At 70.8% G+C, this 14,739-nt stretch carries 12 protein-coding genes; 5 read left to right on the top strand and 7 right to left on the bottom strand.

What is annotated here, in order from left to right; genetic code table 11:
* Positions 1 to 123: 123 nt before the first annotated feature.
* Positions 124 to 1,236 carry a threonine synthase gene (locus tag AB0I52_RS04960; RefSeq protein ID WP_363068982.1) on the bottom strand — a complete coding sequence of 371 codons (1,113 nt, stop codon included), beginning with the start codon at positions 1,234 to 1,236 and terminating at the stop codon, positions 124 to 126.
* 225 nt (positions 1,237 to 1,461) lie between these two features.
* On the opposite strand from AB0I52_RS04960, the gene AB0I52_RS04955 reads away from it, so the two are divergent.
* The 5 genes from AB0I52_RS04955 (at position 1,462) to AB0I52_RS04935 (ending at position 6,680) form a co-directional block, all read left to right on the top strand.
* Positions 1,462 to 2,214, top strand: a complete 753-nt coding sequence (locus tag AB0I52_RS04955) for a GntR family transcriptional regulator (RefSeq protein ID WP_362955739.1) — start codon at positions 1,462 to 1,464, stop codon at positions 2,212 to 2,214.
* A 418-nt stretch (positions 2,215 to 2,632) separates the two neighbouring features.
* On the top strand, positions 2,633 to 2,833 hold the full coding sequence (locus AB0I52_RS04950) for an SPOR domain-containing protein (RefSeq protein WP_363068980.1): 201 nt from the start codon (positions 2,633 to 2,635) through the stop codon (positions 2,831 to 2,833).
* A gap of 69 nt (positions 2,834 to 2,902) precedes the next feature.
* The gene (locus AB0I52_RS04945) at positions 2,903 to 3,307 is read left to right on the top strand and encodes a (deoxy)nucleoside triphosphate pyrophosphohydrolase (protein ID WP_363068978.1); all 405 of its coding nucleotides are present in this window, start codon (positions 2,903 to 2,905) and stop codon (positions 3,305 to 3,307) included.
* 189 nt (positions 3,308 to 3,496) lie between these two features.
* Positions 3,497 to 3,925: an ATP-binding protein gene (locus tag AB0I52_RS04940; RefSeq protein WP_363068976.1), complete on the top strand. Its 429-nt coding sequence runs from the start codon at positions 3,497 to 3,499 to the stop codon at positions 3,923 to 3,925.
* 193 nt (positions 3,926 to 4,118) lie between these two features.
* Positions 4,119 to 6,680 carry a SpoIIE family protein phosphatase gene (locus AB0I52_RS04935; RefSeq protein ID WP_363069153.1) on the top strand — a complete coding sequence of 854 codons (2,562 nt, stop codon included), beginning with the start codon at positions 4,119 to 4,121 and terminating at the stop codon, positions 6,678 to 6,680.
* A gap of 34 nt (positions 6,681 to 6,714) precedes the next feature.
* On the opposite strand, the gene AB0I52_RS04930 is transcribed toward AB0I52_RS04935, so the two are convergent.
* The 6 genes from AB0I52_RS04930 to AB0I52_RS04905 form a co-directional block, all read right to left on the bottom strand.
* A complete protein-coding gene (locus AB0I52_RS04930; protein ID WP_363068974.1) occupies positions 6,715 to 7,428 on the bottom strand; it encodes a PspA/IM30 family protein in 714 nt (237 codons plus the stop codon).
* A gap of 84 nt (positions 7,429 to 7,512) precedes the next feature.
* Complete coding sequence (locus AB0I52_RS04925; RefSeq protein WP_363069151.1) at positions 7,513 to 9,600, bottom strand: TPM domain-containing protein; 2,088 nt, start codon at positions 9,598 to 9,600, stop codon at positions 7,513 to 7,515.
* A 161-nt stretch (positions 9,601 to 9,761) separates the two neighbouring features.
* The gene (locus tag AB0I52_RS04920; protein ID WP_363068973.1) at positions 9,762 to 11,270 is read right to left on the bottom strand and encodes a glucoamylase family protein; all 1,509 of its coding nucleotides are present in this window, start codon (positions 11,268 to 11,270) and stop codon (positions 9,762 to 9,764) included.
* A gap of 249 nt (positions 11,271 to 11,519) precedes the next feature.
* Positions 11,520 to 12,722, bottom strand: coding sequence for a family 1 glycosylhydrolase (locus AB0I52_RS04915; RefSeq protein ID WP_363068971.1), 1,203 nt, complete (start codon positions 12,720 to 12,722; stop codon positions 11,520 to 11,522).
* A 114-nt stretch (positions 12,723 to 12,836) separates the two neighbouring features.
* Complete coding sequence (locus AB0I52_RS04910) at positions 12,837 to 13,748, bottom strand: carbohydrate ABC transporter permease (RefSeq protein WP_363068969.1); 912 nt, start codon at positions 13,746 to 13,748, stop codon at positions 12,837 to 12,839.
* Positions 13,745 to 14,734, bottom strand: coding sequence for a sugar ABC transporter permease (locus tag AB0I52_RS04905; protein ID WP_363068967.1), 990 nt, complete (start codon positions 14,732 to 14,734; stop codon positions 13,745 to 13,747). The genes AB0I52_RS04910 and AB0I52_RS04905 overlap by 4 nt, the downstream gene beginning before the upstream one ends.
* Between the last annotated feature and the right edge of the window lie 5 nt (positions 14,735 to 14,739).

Below are 14,739 nucleotides of genomic sequence, written 5' to 3'. Positions count from 1 at the left end.
CGAACGTAGGCAAACGTGCACCGCGCGGCGGCGCACGGCGCGCGGGTGAACGGTTGATGAGGCAGCCGGCCGAACGAGGATCCGGCCGAAGCGGTGGGCCCGAGGACGTGGGGGTGGCCCGGCTCAGGCCGCGAGCCCCGTCTTGAGGCCCGCGCCGCACAGCGGTACGACGACGCCGCGGTCCGTCCAGCCACCGACCGCGGCCCAGCAGGCGACGCCCGTCGTCTCCACGTAGAAGCCTCGGGCGGCCAGATCCAGCTGTGCGCCGCGGATCTGATCCTCGGTCACGGTCAGGAAGGTGCCGCCCGACTCACGCACCGCCGCCAGGATCGCCCGGGCCCGCGGCGGCCGCGGGATGGCGATGCCCTCGGCGAGGGTGGGGGAGAGGGCGCCGGGCGGGGTGTCGGGGAGCACGTCCGCCCCGGCGCGGAAGGCGGCGGCCAACGGGGAGACGGCCTCGGCCTGCACGGCGATCAGGGCCGGACCGGTGTCGATCAGGCCCTGGGCACGGAGCTCCGCGACGGCCAGCGCCGCGCCCAGGAGCAGGGTGCCGTTGCCGACCGGTACGGCGAGCGCGTCGGGGAGCCTGCCGCCGAGGTCCTCCCACAGCTCGTACACGTAGGTCTTCGTGCCGTGCAGGAAGTACGGGTTGAAGACGTGCGAGGCGTAGAAGGTGCCGGGTGTGTCGGCGGCGGCTCGGGCGGCCAGGGCGGTCGACTCGCGGTCTCCGGGGACGATTTCCAGCCGGGCTCCATGGGCCCGGATCTGCTCGGTCTTCTTCGGGGACGTGCCCTCGGGGACGTACACCGTGCAGGGCAGCCCGGCACGGGCGCAGTAGGCGGCCACGGCGGTGCCCGCGTTGCCGCTGCTGTCCGCCACCACGCGCTCGGGCGAGAGGCGACGGGCCAGTTCGGCGAGCATCACCGCGCCGCGGTCCTTGAAGGAGAGCGTCGGCATGAGGAAGTCGAGTTTGGCCGAGACCGTACCCGTGAGCGGCACGAGCGGGGTGCGGCCCTCGCCCAGCGTGGTCGTGGGAGACGCGAGCGGCAGCACCTCCTCGTAGCGCCAGAGCGAGTTGACCCGGCCGGCCAGGGCCTCGGGACGGAGGGGGCCCGCGATCTCGAAGTCGAGGTCCCAGGGGCCGCGACAGACCGGACAGCACCAGGTCAGCGATGTGACGTCAGCACGGGTTCCGTCCTGTGGGCAGCGGTATGCGGTGGCCATGGCAGCCAGCATGCCAGGAGGAGGGCGGGGAGCTCCTGCCGCCCGGAGAGCTCTCGGCCGGCGGCGGCCGTCAGCTCGCCGTCGAGACGATGGCCGCAAGCGCCCTGGCGGCTCGTGCCGGGTATGCGCACGTCGACGGCGAATCATCACTTCGAGTGAATCTCTGGCCTGCGCTTGCGGTCCGGAACCGAGGGTTGCCACGCTGTTGCAGTCTGTCAACCTCTTGGGGAGTGGCTTGTGACTTTCGGTGAGCAGCCCGCCTATCTGCGCGTTGCGGGCGATCTGAGAGAGAAGATCGTCAACGGTTCACTGCCGCCGCATACGCGACTGCCGTCGCAGGCGCGTATCCGCGAGGAGTACGGGGTCTCGGACACCGTCGCGCTGGAGGCGCGCAAGGTGCTGATGGCCGAGGGGCTGGTCGAGGGCCGCTCCGGCTCCGGTACGTATGTGCGCGAGCGCCCGGTCCCGCGCCGGATCGCCCGCTCCGGCTTCCGTTCGGAGACCGGTGCCAGCCCGTTCCGGCAGGAGCAGACCGCGGAGGGGGCGCGGGGGACCTGGGAGTCCCGGAGCGAGCAGGAGGGGGCGAGCCCGGAGATCGCCGAACGGCTCGGGATCGAGCCGGGCGACCGTGTCATGCGGACGCGCTACGTGTTCCGGGAGGCGGGCGAGCCGATGATGCTCTCGACCTCCTGGGAGACCCTCGCGGTCACGGGGCGCACGCCGGTGATGCTGCCGGAGGAGGGCCCGCTGGGCGGCTGCGGGGTGGTCGAGCGGATGGCCGCGATCGACGTGGTCGTGGACAACGTGGCCGAACAGGTCGGCGCGCGCCCGGGGCTGGCGGAGGAGCTCCTGGCGCTCGGCGGGGTGCCGGGCCATGTCGTGATGGTGATCGAGCGCACGTACTACGCATCGGGGCGGCCGGTCGAGACCGCCGATGTCGTGGTGCCCGCCGATCGCTACCGGATCGCCTACCACCTGCCTGTCAGGTGACCGGCCACGGAAGGCCTCGGTCACCCTGGTGGCGCCCGTCCGGCGCCCGTGACCACGAGTTGACGCCCGCCCGGGTCCCGTAACGGCTGGGCGATCGTCATCTGTGATGGCTTGTCATGTCCTGCTCCTAACTTCCCGTGCCGGGCCTTCCTGAGGCGCTGGTGGCCGCTGCTGCGCGGGGGCGGGAGCGGTGGAGGCGTAGTCCCCGAGTGCGGGCCGCCTGGTTCGGCCCGAACCGCCCAGGGGGCGCATCCAGTTGGATGCGCCCCCTGGAGTTGGTCCACTCCTGGCCGGATCCGTATCTCTTTGTGCAATTACGTATTCGTTCCGTGAAGGTCAGGCGTACGCTCGGGCATATGCGTACTGCGGTTTCCTGGGGATCCTTAGAAACATGCACGCCGTTCAGGGGAGGGGCGCAATGCTCGGGAGGGACACGATGAGCGACAGCGGTGCCGTGCTCCCTTGGCTGGTGATACGGCAGGACGACAACGGCAGCCGCTACCGCGTGGGCAGGTACGCCACGCAGGACGAGGCGCAGCGGACCGCCGACAAGCTCGATGAACGCGGACACAAGCAGCTCTACTGGGTCGAGCGCATCGGGCAGACCGCGCGGCCGTAGTGCGCCGGCCCGCCGGTCCGGCAGTCCGCCGTATCTCCGGTGCCGGGGCCGGGTATTACGCTCCGGGGCATGAGTGATCGTGTGGTGGTGGCCGGGGCTGTCTACGACCGGGGGCGGCTGCTCGCCGCGCGCCGAAGCGCCCCGCCCGAGCTGGCCGGCCGTTGGGAACTGCCCGGCGGCAAGGTGGAGCCGGGGGAGAGCGGCGAGCAGGCGCTCGTGCGCGAACTCCGCGAGGAGCTCGGCATCGAGACGGAGCCGCTGGAGCGCATCCCCGGCGAGTGGCCGCTGAAGCCCGGCTATGTGCTCCGGGTGTGGACGGCCCGTCTGGTGTCCGGCGTGCCGGCGCCGCTTCAGGACCACGACGAGCTGCGCTGGCTCGGCCCCGGCGAGAGCGACAGCGTCGACTGGCTGGAGCAGGACCGGCCCGCTGTCGCCGAAGCCGTACGGCGACTGCCTGGCGGCGCACGCCACTGAGCGGGGTGCTTGCCGTGCGGCGCGCACCGATGCCCGTGCGCCCTTTCTTCGCGCGCACACCCGTTCGTGCGCATGGCCTTACACCCGTACGCCCCACGTGTCGGCGCCGGGCGGTATCCCGTGCTGAATATCGGGTATGTCCTGCTTAACCCCCGTAAACAGGACGTTCTCCGTTGCTGGTCTTGGGAAGTGATCGGCGTGATCGATACCGAAGGCGACTGCGCCGAGTGGAGCTTTCCGGCTGTTCCCGGTGCCGTGCGCACGGCCCGGCACGCCGTCCACGAGGCGCTGTGCGGCTGGGGGCTCGACACGGTGGTCGGGGATGTGGCCGTACTCCTGGTCAGCGAGCTGGTGACCAACTCCATGCGCTATGCCTCGGGGCCCATCGATGTGCGACTGGTGCGCCCTCATCTCAACGGTGACGGCCCCGCCGCCCACCCCGGCCTGTTGGTGGAAGTCTCCGATCCGCTTCCGGATCCGCCCACCGAACGTACGGCGGGACCCGATGACGAAGGCGGCAGAGGACTGCAGCTCGTGGCCTGTTCCGCCCGGCGTTGGGGGATCAGGCACGGAAAGAGTGGCAAGACGGTGTGGTTCGAGCTGGCCCTGCCTGGTTAGGAGTGGGGTGGGACGAACAGCGATCACCAGAGGTCATGCAGAACCTGGCTGAAAGGGACTGAGACCGTGCTGTGATCGTGAACGCCGTGTCGGTGAGGGCCGTAGTGCTGAATACTGCGGGCAGGACCGGTCCGGTGTGTGAGCTGGAGGGGACGGTCGCGTGAGCGAAATACCTGGGACAGCGGGCGACGTCGTGTGGCAGAGCAGTCCGCCTGGCTCGATTTACGACTACATCAGGGTCGCCTCCTTCTCGATCGGCCCCGACGGTCTGATCGAGCAGTGGAGCCGCCGGGCCGCCGGTCTCTTTGGCGTTGCCGCTCACCAGGCGGTGGGTAAGGACCCGGTCGAGGCCTTCCTGCCCGGCGAGCTGCGCCGGGACGGTCATCGCCGGATCGGCGAGGTGCTCGACGGCAAGGAGTGGACGGGTCTCGTCCCCTTCCGGGTACCGGGCGAGGACGGACTGCACGGGCTCGCCGAGATCTATGTGATGCCGAGTGAGACGGCGACGGGCGAACGGGCCGCGGTCTGCATCGTCGTGGACGTCCGCGCGCTCCGCGGCATCGAGACCGACCTCGCGGCCTCGCAGGCGATTTTCGGCCAATCTCCCTTCGGTTTCGTCCTGTTCGGCACCGACTTCACCGTGCTGCGGGCCAATGATCGCTTCGCCACCGTCTTCGGCGGCCGGGCCGACGACCACCGCGGCCGCACCGTCCACGACTACCTCGCCGGTGCCGAGGCCGACCGGCTGGGCGCCACGCTCAGCCGTGTCCTGGCGACCGGCGAGTCCGTCACCGACCTCCAGCTCGTCGGCACCGCCCCGGGTGACACGGAGCGCCGCCACTGGTCGATGAACCTGTACCGGGTGCACAGCGGAACGGGCCGCCCCATCGGCGTCGCCGGACTGGCCACCGACGTCACCCGGCGCCATATCGCCGCCCGCGAGGCGGCCAGCGCCAGGCGCAACCTCGCTCTGCTCAACGAGGCCAGTGCGCGCATCGGGAACTCCCTCGACCTGGAGACCACCGCGCGCGAACTCCTCGACGTCGCCGTACCGGGCTTCTGCGACCTCGCCTCCGTCGACCTCTACCAGGCGCTCGTCACCGGCGAGGAGGCGCCGCCGGGCAGCTGGAGCTCGCTCCGTCAGGAAGCGGTCGGCGGCTCCGCCGAACTGCGCCGCGTCGCCTTCGCCAGCGCCGTGTCGGACGCCATGCCCGACACCGCCGCCGGCGACGCCCCGCGAGCCGGGACGGCCGCCGGACCGCCCGTACTCGGCGCGGTGCACCGCTACCCGTTCAACTCGCCCTGTGCCATGGCCCTGCGCACCGGCCACGTCGAGGACGTGCCCGGCGACGACCGCGGATTCGTCCAGTCCACCTTCGCCGTGCCGATGGTCGCCCACGACACCGTGGTCGGCCTCGTGCAGTTCTCCCGTACGAAGGGCAGCGAGCCCTTCGGCGAACGGGACCGGGCCCTGGCCACCGAACTCGCCGCCCGCGCCGCCGTCTGTATCGACAACGCCCGCCTCTACCGGCGCGAGCACGAGCGCGCCCTGATACTCCAGCGCAGCCTGCTCCCCCCCGGCGACCCCGAGGCCGCCGGCCTCGACATCGCCTGCCGCTATCTGCCCGGCAACACGGCGACCGAGGTGGGCGGCGACTGGTTCGACGTCATCGAACTCCCCGGGCACCGCACCGCCCTCGTCGTCGGCGATGTGATGGGACGCGGACTGCGCGCCGCGGTGGCCATGGGGGAACTGCGCACCGCCGTACGGACCCTGGCCCTGCTCGACCTGGAACCCGCCGAGGTCCTCTCCGCACTCGACGAGGTCGCCCGGGGCCTCGGCACCCCCGGTGGCAGCACCTCGTCCGGCGGGATCGGCGGCGCCCAGTGGCCCTCGCGGGCCGCCCACAAGTCCCGCGAGGCAGACCTCTCCGAGGTCTATCTGGCGACCTGTATCTACGCCGTCTACGACCCGGTCACCCGGCGGTGCACCTTCGCCAACGCCGGTCATCTTCCCCCGGTCGTGGTCGAGCCGGGTGAAGCGGCGCTGCTGCTCGACGTCCCGCCCGGGATGCCGCTCGGCGTCGGCGGCGAACCCTTCGAGGAAGTCGAGGTCGAACTCAAGGAGGGCGCCCTCCTCGCCCTCTACACCGATGGCCTCGTCGAGTCCCGCGACCATCCGCTGGACGAGGGTCTTGAGGCGCTGCGCGGCGCACTCGTCGAACCCGCGCGGCCTCTCGAGGACGTCTGCGACCGGGTGCTGAGCAGCCTCGACACCCGCCACGGCGAGGACGACATCGCCCTGCTGATGGCCCGCATCCAGGGGCTGCCGGCCGAAGCCGTCGGCGACTGGCGGCTGCCCCCCGAACCCCGCTCGGTCGGCCGCGCCCGCGAGCTCGCCCGCGGCCAGCTGCTCGCCTGGGACCTCGACGACCTGGTGGACACCACCGAACTGCTCGTCAGCGAGCTGGTCACCAACGCCCTGCGGTACGGCGAGGGCGAGATCCGGCTCAGACTGCTGCGCGACCGCACCCTCGTGTGCGAGGTATGGGACGCGGGTCTCGTCCAGCCGCGACGACGGCGGGCACGCGACACGGACGAGGGCGGCCGCGGTCTGCAACTGGTCGGCCTGCTGAGCGCGGCCTGGGGATCGAGGCGGACACCGCGAGGCAAGACGGTCTGGTTCGAACTGCCGCTGCCCGATGGCCGGCCGGCCGCGGAGCGCACGGTGGAGGAGCTTCTGAGCATGTTCTGAACAGGGGCCCGGCCGGGGCTCAAGAGGCCCGGACTCATGAGGACGTCTTCAGTGCCGCGAGACGCGCCTCGACCTCGGCGCCGGCCCCCAGCGTGTCCAACTGCTCGAACTGGGCGTCCAGGGACGAAGCGGCAAGCTCCTGCTTTCCCACCGCCTTCGCCTCCTCACGCCGCACCTTGTCCTCGAACCGGCTGATCTCACTGGTCGGGTCGAGGACGTTGATGTTCTTGACGGAATCCATCATCTGGTTCTGCGCCTGGGCGGACTTGGCCCGTGCGACCAGCTCGTCCCGCTTGGACTTCAGCTCAGCCAGCTTGGCCTTCATCTGGTCCAGGCCGGACTTGAGCTTGTCCACCACCTCCGTCTGCGAGGCGATGGTGGGCTCCGCGGTGCTCGCCTCCTTCTCCGACTGAAGCTGTCTGCCGAGCGCGACCTTGGCCAGGTTGTCGAACTTGTCGGCGTCGGCCGCCGACCCGGCCGCGCGCAGCTCGTCCGCCTTGCGGCTGGCGGCGAGGGCCTTCTCACCCCACTCCCTGGCGGCCCCGGCATCCTCCCGGTGGTCCTGCTCCATCAGCCGCAGGTTGCCGATCGTGGCGGCCACGGCCTGTTCGGCCTCCGAGATGTTGGACGTGTAGTCGCGGATCAGCTGGTCCAGCATCTTCTGCGGATCCTCGGCCTGGTCGAGCAGCGCGTTGATGTTGGCCTTCGCCAGCTGGGTGACGCGTCCGAGAACCGTCTGCTTCGTCATGGCACCTCTCCTGTGTGTCCAGTGCTGCGTATGCGTCCTGGTGATACGAGTGATCCGCACGCTGCCGCCGCGAGCGCGGGGTGGTCAGAACCGGCCGCCGCCGCCCCGCCGCCCACGGGTACCCCCGCCGCCGAAGCTGCCCGGCCCGCCGCCCCCGCCGCCGAGGCCGCCTCCCCCTCCGAATCCGCCCCCGAATCCGCCCCCGAATCCGCCTCCTCGGCCGCCCCCGCCCAGGAGGCCGCCGAGGATGATCCCGCCGAGGACCGCACCGCCCATGCCCCCGCCCCCGCTGCCCCCTCCTTGTGCACCGCCCGGACCGTTCCTGTTCCCGTACGCCCGCACGTCCTGTTCCGCCGTGCTCTGCGCCTGCCTGGCCAGTGAGTCCGCCTGGTGCGCCTCGGCCAGTGCCCCTTGCGCGTCATCCGTCCCGGCCAGCTCGCGGGCCCGCTCCAGCCGTCGCTGTGCCTCCGCCAGGCGGGTCCGGGCCTGACTGCCGACCGCTCCCCGGTTGGTGCTGATGTAGTCGGCGGCGGCGCCGATCGCCGAGCGAGCGGTGAGCATCGCCTGGTCCAGGAGCGAGCGGGCCCGCCGGTTGCCCTGCTCCTGCTCGCGCGCACCGGCCAGCGCCTCGTCCAGAGCGGCGTCCGCCTCCTCCACCCGGCGCAGCGCGTCGATCGGGTCGTACGGACCGGCCCGCAGCTCCTCCCGCACGTCGCGGACCACGGACCGCGCACGGGCGATCCGGCCCCGGAGGTCCGCTGTGGGCACTCCCTCGGCGGTGCCTTCCAGCAGCCCGCCCGCGTCGGCCAGGTCCGTCTCCGTCTCGGTGAGCGCGGCCGGCAGCTTGCCCGCCGCCTCCTCGGCTTCCCGTGCGCGCCGGTCGACGGCGTCGGCGAGGGTGGCCGCCTGGCGGACTGCGCCCTCGGCGGCCCGTACGTATACGGCGGCGGCCGCGCTGTCACCGCCGTCCACCGCCTGCCGGGCCTGATTGAGCGAGGACGTCGTGAAGACGAGCCGGTCCTTGGCCTGTTCGATGTCGCCGGCGACGGGGGCCGAGACCGACTCCGCATATCGGCTGCGCATGGAGGTCAGGGTCGCATCGGCCGCGGAGACCCGGCCGGCGAGCGAACGGAACGCGGTCTCGGCCGCGGCGAGTGCCTGCGGGGCGTTGCGTTCGAGCGCGCGGAGCCGGTCGAAGTCCTCGGAGACCGCGTCCAGGCGCGTGTTGGCCTCCTCGCAGCGGCTGATGATCTCGTCCAGCATCTGCCGGCGGGTGGCGTCGTCCTCGGGAAAGGCGTCGTCGAGCTGCTGGCGCAACCGGAACGCGGCCGTCAGCTCGCTCCTGGCGTAGGTGACGGCCTCGGTGAACGGTGCCGCGGCCTCTTCTCCGAACTGGGCCGTGGCGAATCCGAGTTCTTCGTCGCTGGTGCGGACCGCATCGTCCGTGTCGACCAGCGTCTCCTTGGCCCGCGCGTCGAGCTCCGGCAGCGGAGTGGGCGGTTGCGGTGACGCGCTCCGGTCGGTGCCTCCCGGTCCCCAGCCGGTCGCACCGGGCGTCGTACGGGTGGCGGTGCGCCGCTTGCGCCGGGTGTACGCGTAGACGGCGACCGCCCCGGCTCCGACGACGACCACGATCGGCAGAATCAGGTCCCCGACGGACGTCCCGCCGGAATTCCCCGTCCCCGGGGCGTCGGCACCCGGGGTGATCGTCGGGGTGGGCACGGCCGCGCCGGTCAGGACGGCGGAGTACCCGTCGGCCGCCCCGATCGCGGCGCCCGCCCAGTCGTTCTCCTTGAGCGCCGGCTCGATGGCGGTGCTCGCCACATCGTGGAGCTGGGCGTCGGTGAAGCGGGAGCCCTGGTCGACCGAGTACGCGTACTGCCGGTCGTGGGTGGCGACGGCGAGCAGGATGTCGTCGCGTCCGAGCCCGTTGCGGTTGGCCGTTTCGTCGGCCCAGCTCTGCGCGGACCGCCCGGAGAAGTCACGGACGTACGCCACGAAGAGCTGGACACGGCGTTTGTCGTACAGCTGGTCGAGTGCGGAGACGACCTGGTCCTTGCGGTCTCCCAGCGCGCCGGCCTTGTCGGTGATCTGCCCGTTCCGGGACAGCGTGACGGGGGCGTCGGCGCGCGCGGTCAGCACGGAGGGGAGGGCCAGCCAGCACACCGCCATCAGGACGGCGAGCAGGGCCCGGCCCGGTATGAGGATCCGGGTTCGGCTCACGGGCGAGATCACGTTTGCGAGGCTATGTCCACGTTTGGTGACCCGCGACCTGGAGAGGTGGCCCAGGGTGGGCCACCGTCCCCGGCCGCGTCGGGCAGTCCCGCGTGGGCTCAGATGCTGAAGCGCTCCTTGACGAGCAGTGGGCGTACCCGGGAACGGAACCCGCCGGTCCGGAACGGCTGCTGCAGGAGCCCAGGCCGGAGAGCCTGGGCCAGGGCGGCGGCGATCATCCCCTGGTCGAGGGCGAGCTGGTAGTCGCTGACCCGTCCGGTGGAGACGTTGACGGAGTCCCGGAACCCGTAGCCGTCGTCATAGGCACCGAAATCCCGGTCCAGCGCCCGCAGATTCGCCACCGCCTCGGCCGGCGCGTACGGCAGGGCGAGGAACGAGGCGTGCGGGGTGACCACACCGTTGGTGAACGCCGACGCGGGCGGCAGCGGAGCGCCGTCCGTGGTGTACGTGCGGTCCGTGTTGGAGGCGTAGCCGTCGAGCTGCATCCCGAGCGCGTCGACCCCGTACTCCTGATACCCGCCCTCGGGAATGTCGGCGGGCGAGAACCCCCAGTACCCGTACCCCGCCTCGGTCATGCCGTGCTCGATCTGGCCGCGTACGTACCGCTGGTGGGTACGGCCCCACGACTTCGGCGACCACTCCGGTTCCGGCACGAACAGCGGAACCATCAGCGCCTCGAACATCGACCCGCCCCAGGTGGGCACGAGCTTGCGGCCGCGGTGCGTGTAGTGGCCCTGCCAGACGCGGATGCCGTCCATCGCGACGTATCCGCCCTGCGGCTGCTGCTCCTGCTCATTGCCGGGAAGCATGGTGCGCAGCAGGTGCCAGTAGTGGTCGGCGGGCAGGGATCCGTCCGCGATACCCAGATAGCTGGCCATCCGGGGCTCGGTGTTGAGCGCGCCGTAGTGGTGGCCCGTGGGTTCCTCGGTGTCGGTCCAGAAGCCGCCGCGCAGCTGGCCGGGCCCGGCGACGGGGTCGGCCGGGTCGAAGGGCGTGTAGTAGTAGGACCAGTCGGCGCCCGCCAGGATGCGGTCGACGCGGGGACGCAGCGCGGGAGCCGCGTCCGCGGCGATGCGCAGACCGGTGATCAGCCAGGCGTTGTCGACGGAGGAGAGGAACGGACGGACCGGGTCGCCGGTACCGGGCCACTCGGTCAGCACCGAACCGTCGTGCGCGTCGTACCAGTTGAGCCAGAAGCCGTGATGGCGCTCCAGCTTCTCCACGGACCGGACCGTGTGCTCCAGCCTGCGCCGCATCGTGGCGTCGCTGATCACCCCGAGCCCGCCGGCGGCGACGGTCGACCACAGACCGCAGCCGATATTGGTGGGCGAGGTCTGGCGCGACTGTACCGGGCCGCCCGGACCGCTCAGGTCTGTCTTGTCGACGGCGAGACCCAGATCGGTCGTCATCGCCTCGATCGAGTGGTACGTATCGCGGAACCAGCGCAGCAGCAGCGGTGCGTCAAAGGCATGAACAGGGCGAGCGGCGTCCGCGGAAGGCGCGGATCGACCGGCGGGAACGGCGTTCGCCGAGGGTGCGGATACGGCCCCGAGGGACAGGGCGGCAGCCCCGGTCCCAGTGGCGGTGAGAAACGTGCGACGGTCCATGAAGGTCCAGCTCCCGTTGGCAGAAGGGGGATGGGGGCGTTTCGTGGCGTGCTCGATGCGGCCGAGGAGGGCCGCCCGGGGTGGTGCCGCGCCTGTGCGGCGCCGTTCTCGGGTGGGGCTGCCGGTGCGGCCCGAGCTGTGGGGCTCGGGCCGCACCGGGTGGATCGGCGCGGGGTCCGGCGGCCGTCAGGTACCGCCGGTCCCCGCACGGTCGGGAACCGTCAGGGGCTCCCGGTCGGAGGGCCGACGTCAGTCGGCGATACGCGGCAGCGTGCGGGTACGGCCCATCTCGCCCAGCCAGGCGGCGGACGGCTTCGGCAGCCGCTCGAAGGTCTCCGGGTTCCAGCCGATGAGGCCGAAGGTCGGCGCGTAGGAGCCCCACTCGTAGTTGTCCAGGGCGCTCCACGCGAGGTAGCCCTCGACGCGCAGGCCGTCCTGGATGGCGGAGGCGACCTCGTTCAGGGCGCCGGTGTAGTAGTCGATCCGGCGGCTGTCCCGGTCGGTCGCGATGCCGTTCTCGGTCACGATCAGCGGAACGTCGCGGCCGACGACCTCGGCGGTGTGGCGCAGCGCGTGGCCGACGGCGCAGGGGTAGTACTCCCACTGGGTGAGGGTGCGCTCGACGTCGTCGGCGGTGGGGATGGGTCCGTCCGTGCCGATCCTGGTCCGGGTGTAGGACTGCACCCCGATCCAGTCGTCGCCGCGGGCGGCCTCGATGAAGATGTCCTCGCGCGGGTGGCGGTAGGCCGCGGTGATCTCTTCGGCGCCGGGGAGGGCCTGGTAGACCTGGTTGGCGATGGTCCAGCCGACCTGGATGTCGGCGTTGATCGCCTTGACCTCCTTGACGGCCGCGTGGTGGGCGGCGATCACGGCCTGGCTGGTCTCGTCGTCGGGGGTCGGCAGACCGGCGGGCGGGAAGCCGATGTCGCCGCGCTTGGCCTGGCCCGCCATCACGGCGATCATGTTCGGCTCGTTGATGGTGCAGACGTGGCTGACGCCTTCGCTGATCACCGGTGCGCAGGCCGCGACGTAGCGGGCGAACAGCTCGGTCGCGCCCTCGGCGGTGAAGCCGCCGCGTGCCTCGAACCACTGTGGCACGGTGAAGTGGTGCAGGGTGATCATGGGGCGCAGTCCGCGCTCGATGGCGCCCTCGACCATGCGGCGGTAGTGGGCGAGCTCGGCCCGCGAGAACTGCCCCTCGGCGGGCTCGATACGGGCCCACTCGATGGAGAACCGGTAGTCGGTGAAGCCCAGCCCGGCCAGCACGTCCATGTCCTCGTGCCAGCGGTGGTAGCTGTCGCAGGCATCCAGGCTGGGCTCCTGGATGTGGGTGCCCGCGGTGTGCTCCTTGACCCACCAGTCGCTGTTGGTGTTGTTGCCCTCGATCTGGTGGGCGGCCGTGGAGGCACCCCACAGGAAGCCTTCGGGGAACGGGACCTGGGTGTGAGTCATCGCAAACTGTCTTTCTGGTGCGAGAGGGGTGTGGCCGGCGGGATGTGGGGCGCGCGGCCCCGTACGTATCGATGGGGCGTCCGGAGGCGGGGCAGGGCCGCCCCCGGGGGTGGACTACTTCATGCCGGCGGTGGCGATGCCCTGGGTGAAGTGCCGCTGGAGCGCGATGAACACGACCAGCACCGGCAGCACGATCAGGAAGGAGCCGGCCATCAGCATGCCGTTGGATCCACCCGCCTTGTTCGGGTCGGTGGCGAAGGTGGCCAGGGCGACCGGAAGGGTGTACTTGTCGGGGTCGTTGGTCGCGATGAGCGGCCAGACGAAGTTGTTCCAGGAACCGAGGAACGTGAAGATCGACAGCGTCGCCAGGGCGGGCTTCACCAGCGGCATCACGATGCGCCAGAAGATGTACCACTCGCCGGCGCCGTCCATCCGGGCCGCTTCCAGCAGCTCGTCCGGGATCGACTGCATGAACTGCCGCATCAGGAAGACGCCGAACGCCCCGGCCGCGAAGGGCAGGACCAGCCCGGCGTACGAGTCGATCAGCTGGAGCTTGCTCATCAGGACGAAGAGCGGCAGCAGCATCAGGTTGCCGGGCACCATGAGGGCGCCGAGAACCAGACCGAAGATCTTGTTGCGGCCCGCGAACCTCAGCTTGGCGAGGGCGTAGCCGAGCATCGAGCAGAACACCAGGTTCGACACGGTGACCAGCACCGCCACGATCACCGAGTTCATGAAGTACAGCGGCAGATCGAGCTTGTCGAGCAGGTCCCGGAAGTTGTCCAGGGTCCATTCGGTCGGGATCCAGACCGGCGGGCTCGCGGTCAGTTCACTCGTCGTCTTGAACGAGGAGAGGGCCATCCACAGGAACGGCGCCGACATGATCAGCAGGCCGAGCGAGAGCAGGACGTAGACGAAGATCCGCTTCAGGGACCTCGGCTCCTTGACCCTGCCCTTCCGCCAGTCGTCCCCGGGCTTCTTCGACGGCGCCGTCGAGACGGCGCCCGGTGCATTGGTGGCGCTCATTTCGTGTTGTCCTTCAGCAGTCGGAGCTGCAGCACCGTGATGCCCATGATCACTACGAAGAGGACATACGCCATGGCGCTCGCATAGCCCATGTGGAAGAAGTTGAAGCCCTCGCGGTACATGTTCAGGGAGACGGTGAGCGTCGAGTCCGAGGGCCCGCCCTGCGTCATCACGAAGGGCTCCTCGAAGACATTGAGGTAGCCGATCGTGGTGATCACGGTGGCGTAGAGCATCGTGGGCCGCAGGAGCGGGACGGTGATGCCCCTGAACTCCTGCCACAGGCCGGCGCCGTCCAGCCGGGCCGCTTCCCGCACCTCGGTGGGAATGGCCTGCAGACCTGCGATGAAGAGCACCATGACCGTGCCGACATTGCGCCAGACCGCCATCGCGATCATCGACGGCATGGCGAGCGTCTCGGAGCCCAGGAAGTCCGGAGCGGTGAGGCCCACCTCGGAGAAGAGACCCGCGACGAGACCGTCGCTCGGATCCAGCACGAAGCGCCAGACGACGGCGACCGCGACGATGGTGGTGACGACCGGGGCGTAGAAGCCGACGCGGAAGAAGGTCCGGGCCCGGTCGATGCCGTTGTTCAGCAGTACGGCGACGACCAGCCCGAGGAGGATCGTCAGCGGGACGCCGACGACCACGAAGTACGCCGTGTTGAACAGCGACTTGAGGAACTTCTCGTCGCTGAACAGCTTGGTGTAGTTCTCGAACCCGATGAAGTTCGCGTCCAGCGGGTGCGTCACGTTGCGCAGACCGAAGTCCGTGAAGCTCATCACCAGGGTGGCGATGATCGGGACGGCCATGAAGACGAGGAAGAGAACGAGGAAGGGAGTGGAGAACAGCCAGCCGGCCATGTTCTGCATACCCAGCGAGGGCTTCCTGCGCATGCGCGAACCCTTGGGCCCGGCGGCCGGGGACTTCACGGTCCCCGGCCCGGACACCTTGGCCGGCTCTGCGGCCTTTCCGGTCGTGGTGCTCATGGCTC

This window comes from Streptomyces sp. NPDC050423 (assembly GCF_040655445.1).
Lineage (GTDB): Bacteria > Actinomycetota > Actinomycetes > Streptomycetales > Streptomycetaceae > Streptomyces.
This window is presented reverse-complemented; position numbering and strand designations above follow the sequence as displayed.

Coding starts and splice junctions, on each gene's coding strand:
- AB0I52_RS04915 (WP_363068971.1), bottom strand. CDS start 12,722: ATGACTCACACCCAGGTCCCGTTCCCCGAAGGCTTCCTGTGGGGTGCC.
- AB0I52_RS04950 (WP_363068980.1), top strand. CDS start 2,633: ATGCTCGGGAGGGACACGATGAGCGACAGCGGTGCCGTGCTCCCTTGG.
- AB0I52_RS04920 (WP_363068973.1), bottom strand. CDS start 11,270: ATGGACCGTCGCACGTTTCTCACCGCCACTGGGACCGGGGCTGCCGCC.
- AB0I52_RS04930 (WP_363068974.1), bottom strand. CDS start 7,428: ATGACGAAGCAGACGGTTCTCGGACGCGTCACCCAGCTGGCGAAGGCC.
- AB0I52_RS04945 (WP_363068978.1), top strand. CDS start 2,903: ATGAGTGATCGTGTGGTGGTGGCCGGGGCTGTCTACGACCGGGGGCGG.
- AB0I52_RS04910 (WP_363068969.1), bottom strand. CDS start 13,748: ATGAGCGCCACCAATGCACCGGGCGCCGTCTCGACGGCGCCGTCGAAG.
- AB0I52_RS04960 (WP_363068982.1), bottom strand. CDS start 1,236: ATGCTGGCTGCCATGGCCACCGCATACCGCTGCCCACAGGACGGAACC.
- AB0I52_RS04905 (WP_363068967.1), bottom strand. CDS start 14,734: ATGAGCACCACGACCGGAAAGGCCGCAGAGCCGGCCAAGGTGTCCGGG.
- AB0I52_RS04925 (WP_363069151.1), bottom strand. CDS start 9,600: ATGGCGGTGTGCTGGCTGGCCCTCCCCTCCGTGCTGACCGCGCGCGCC.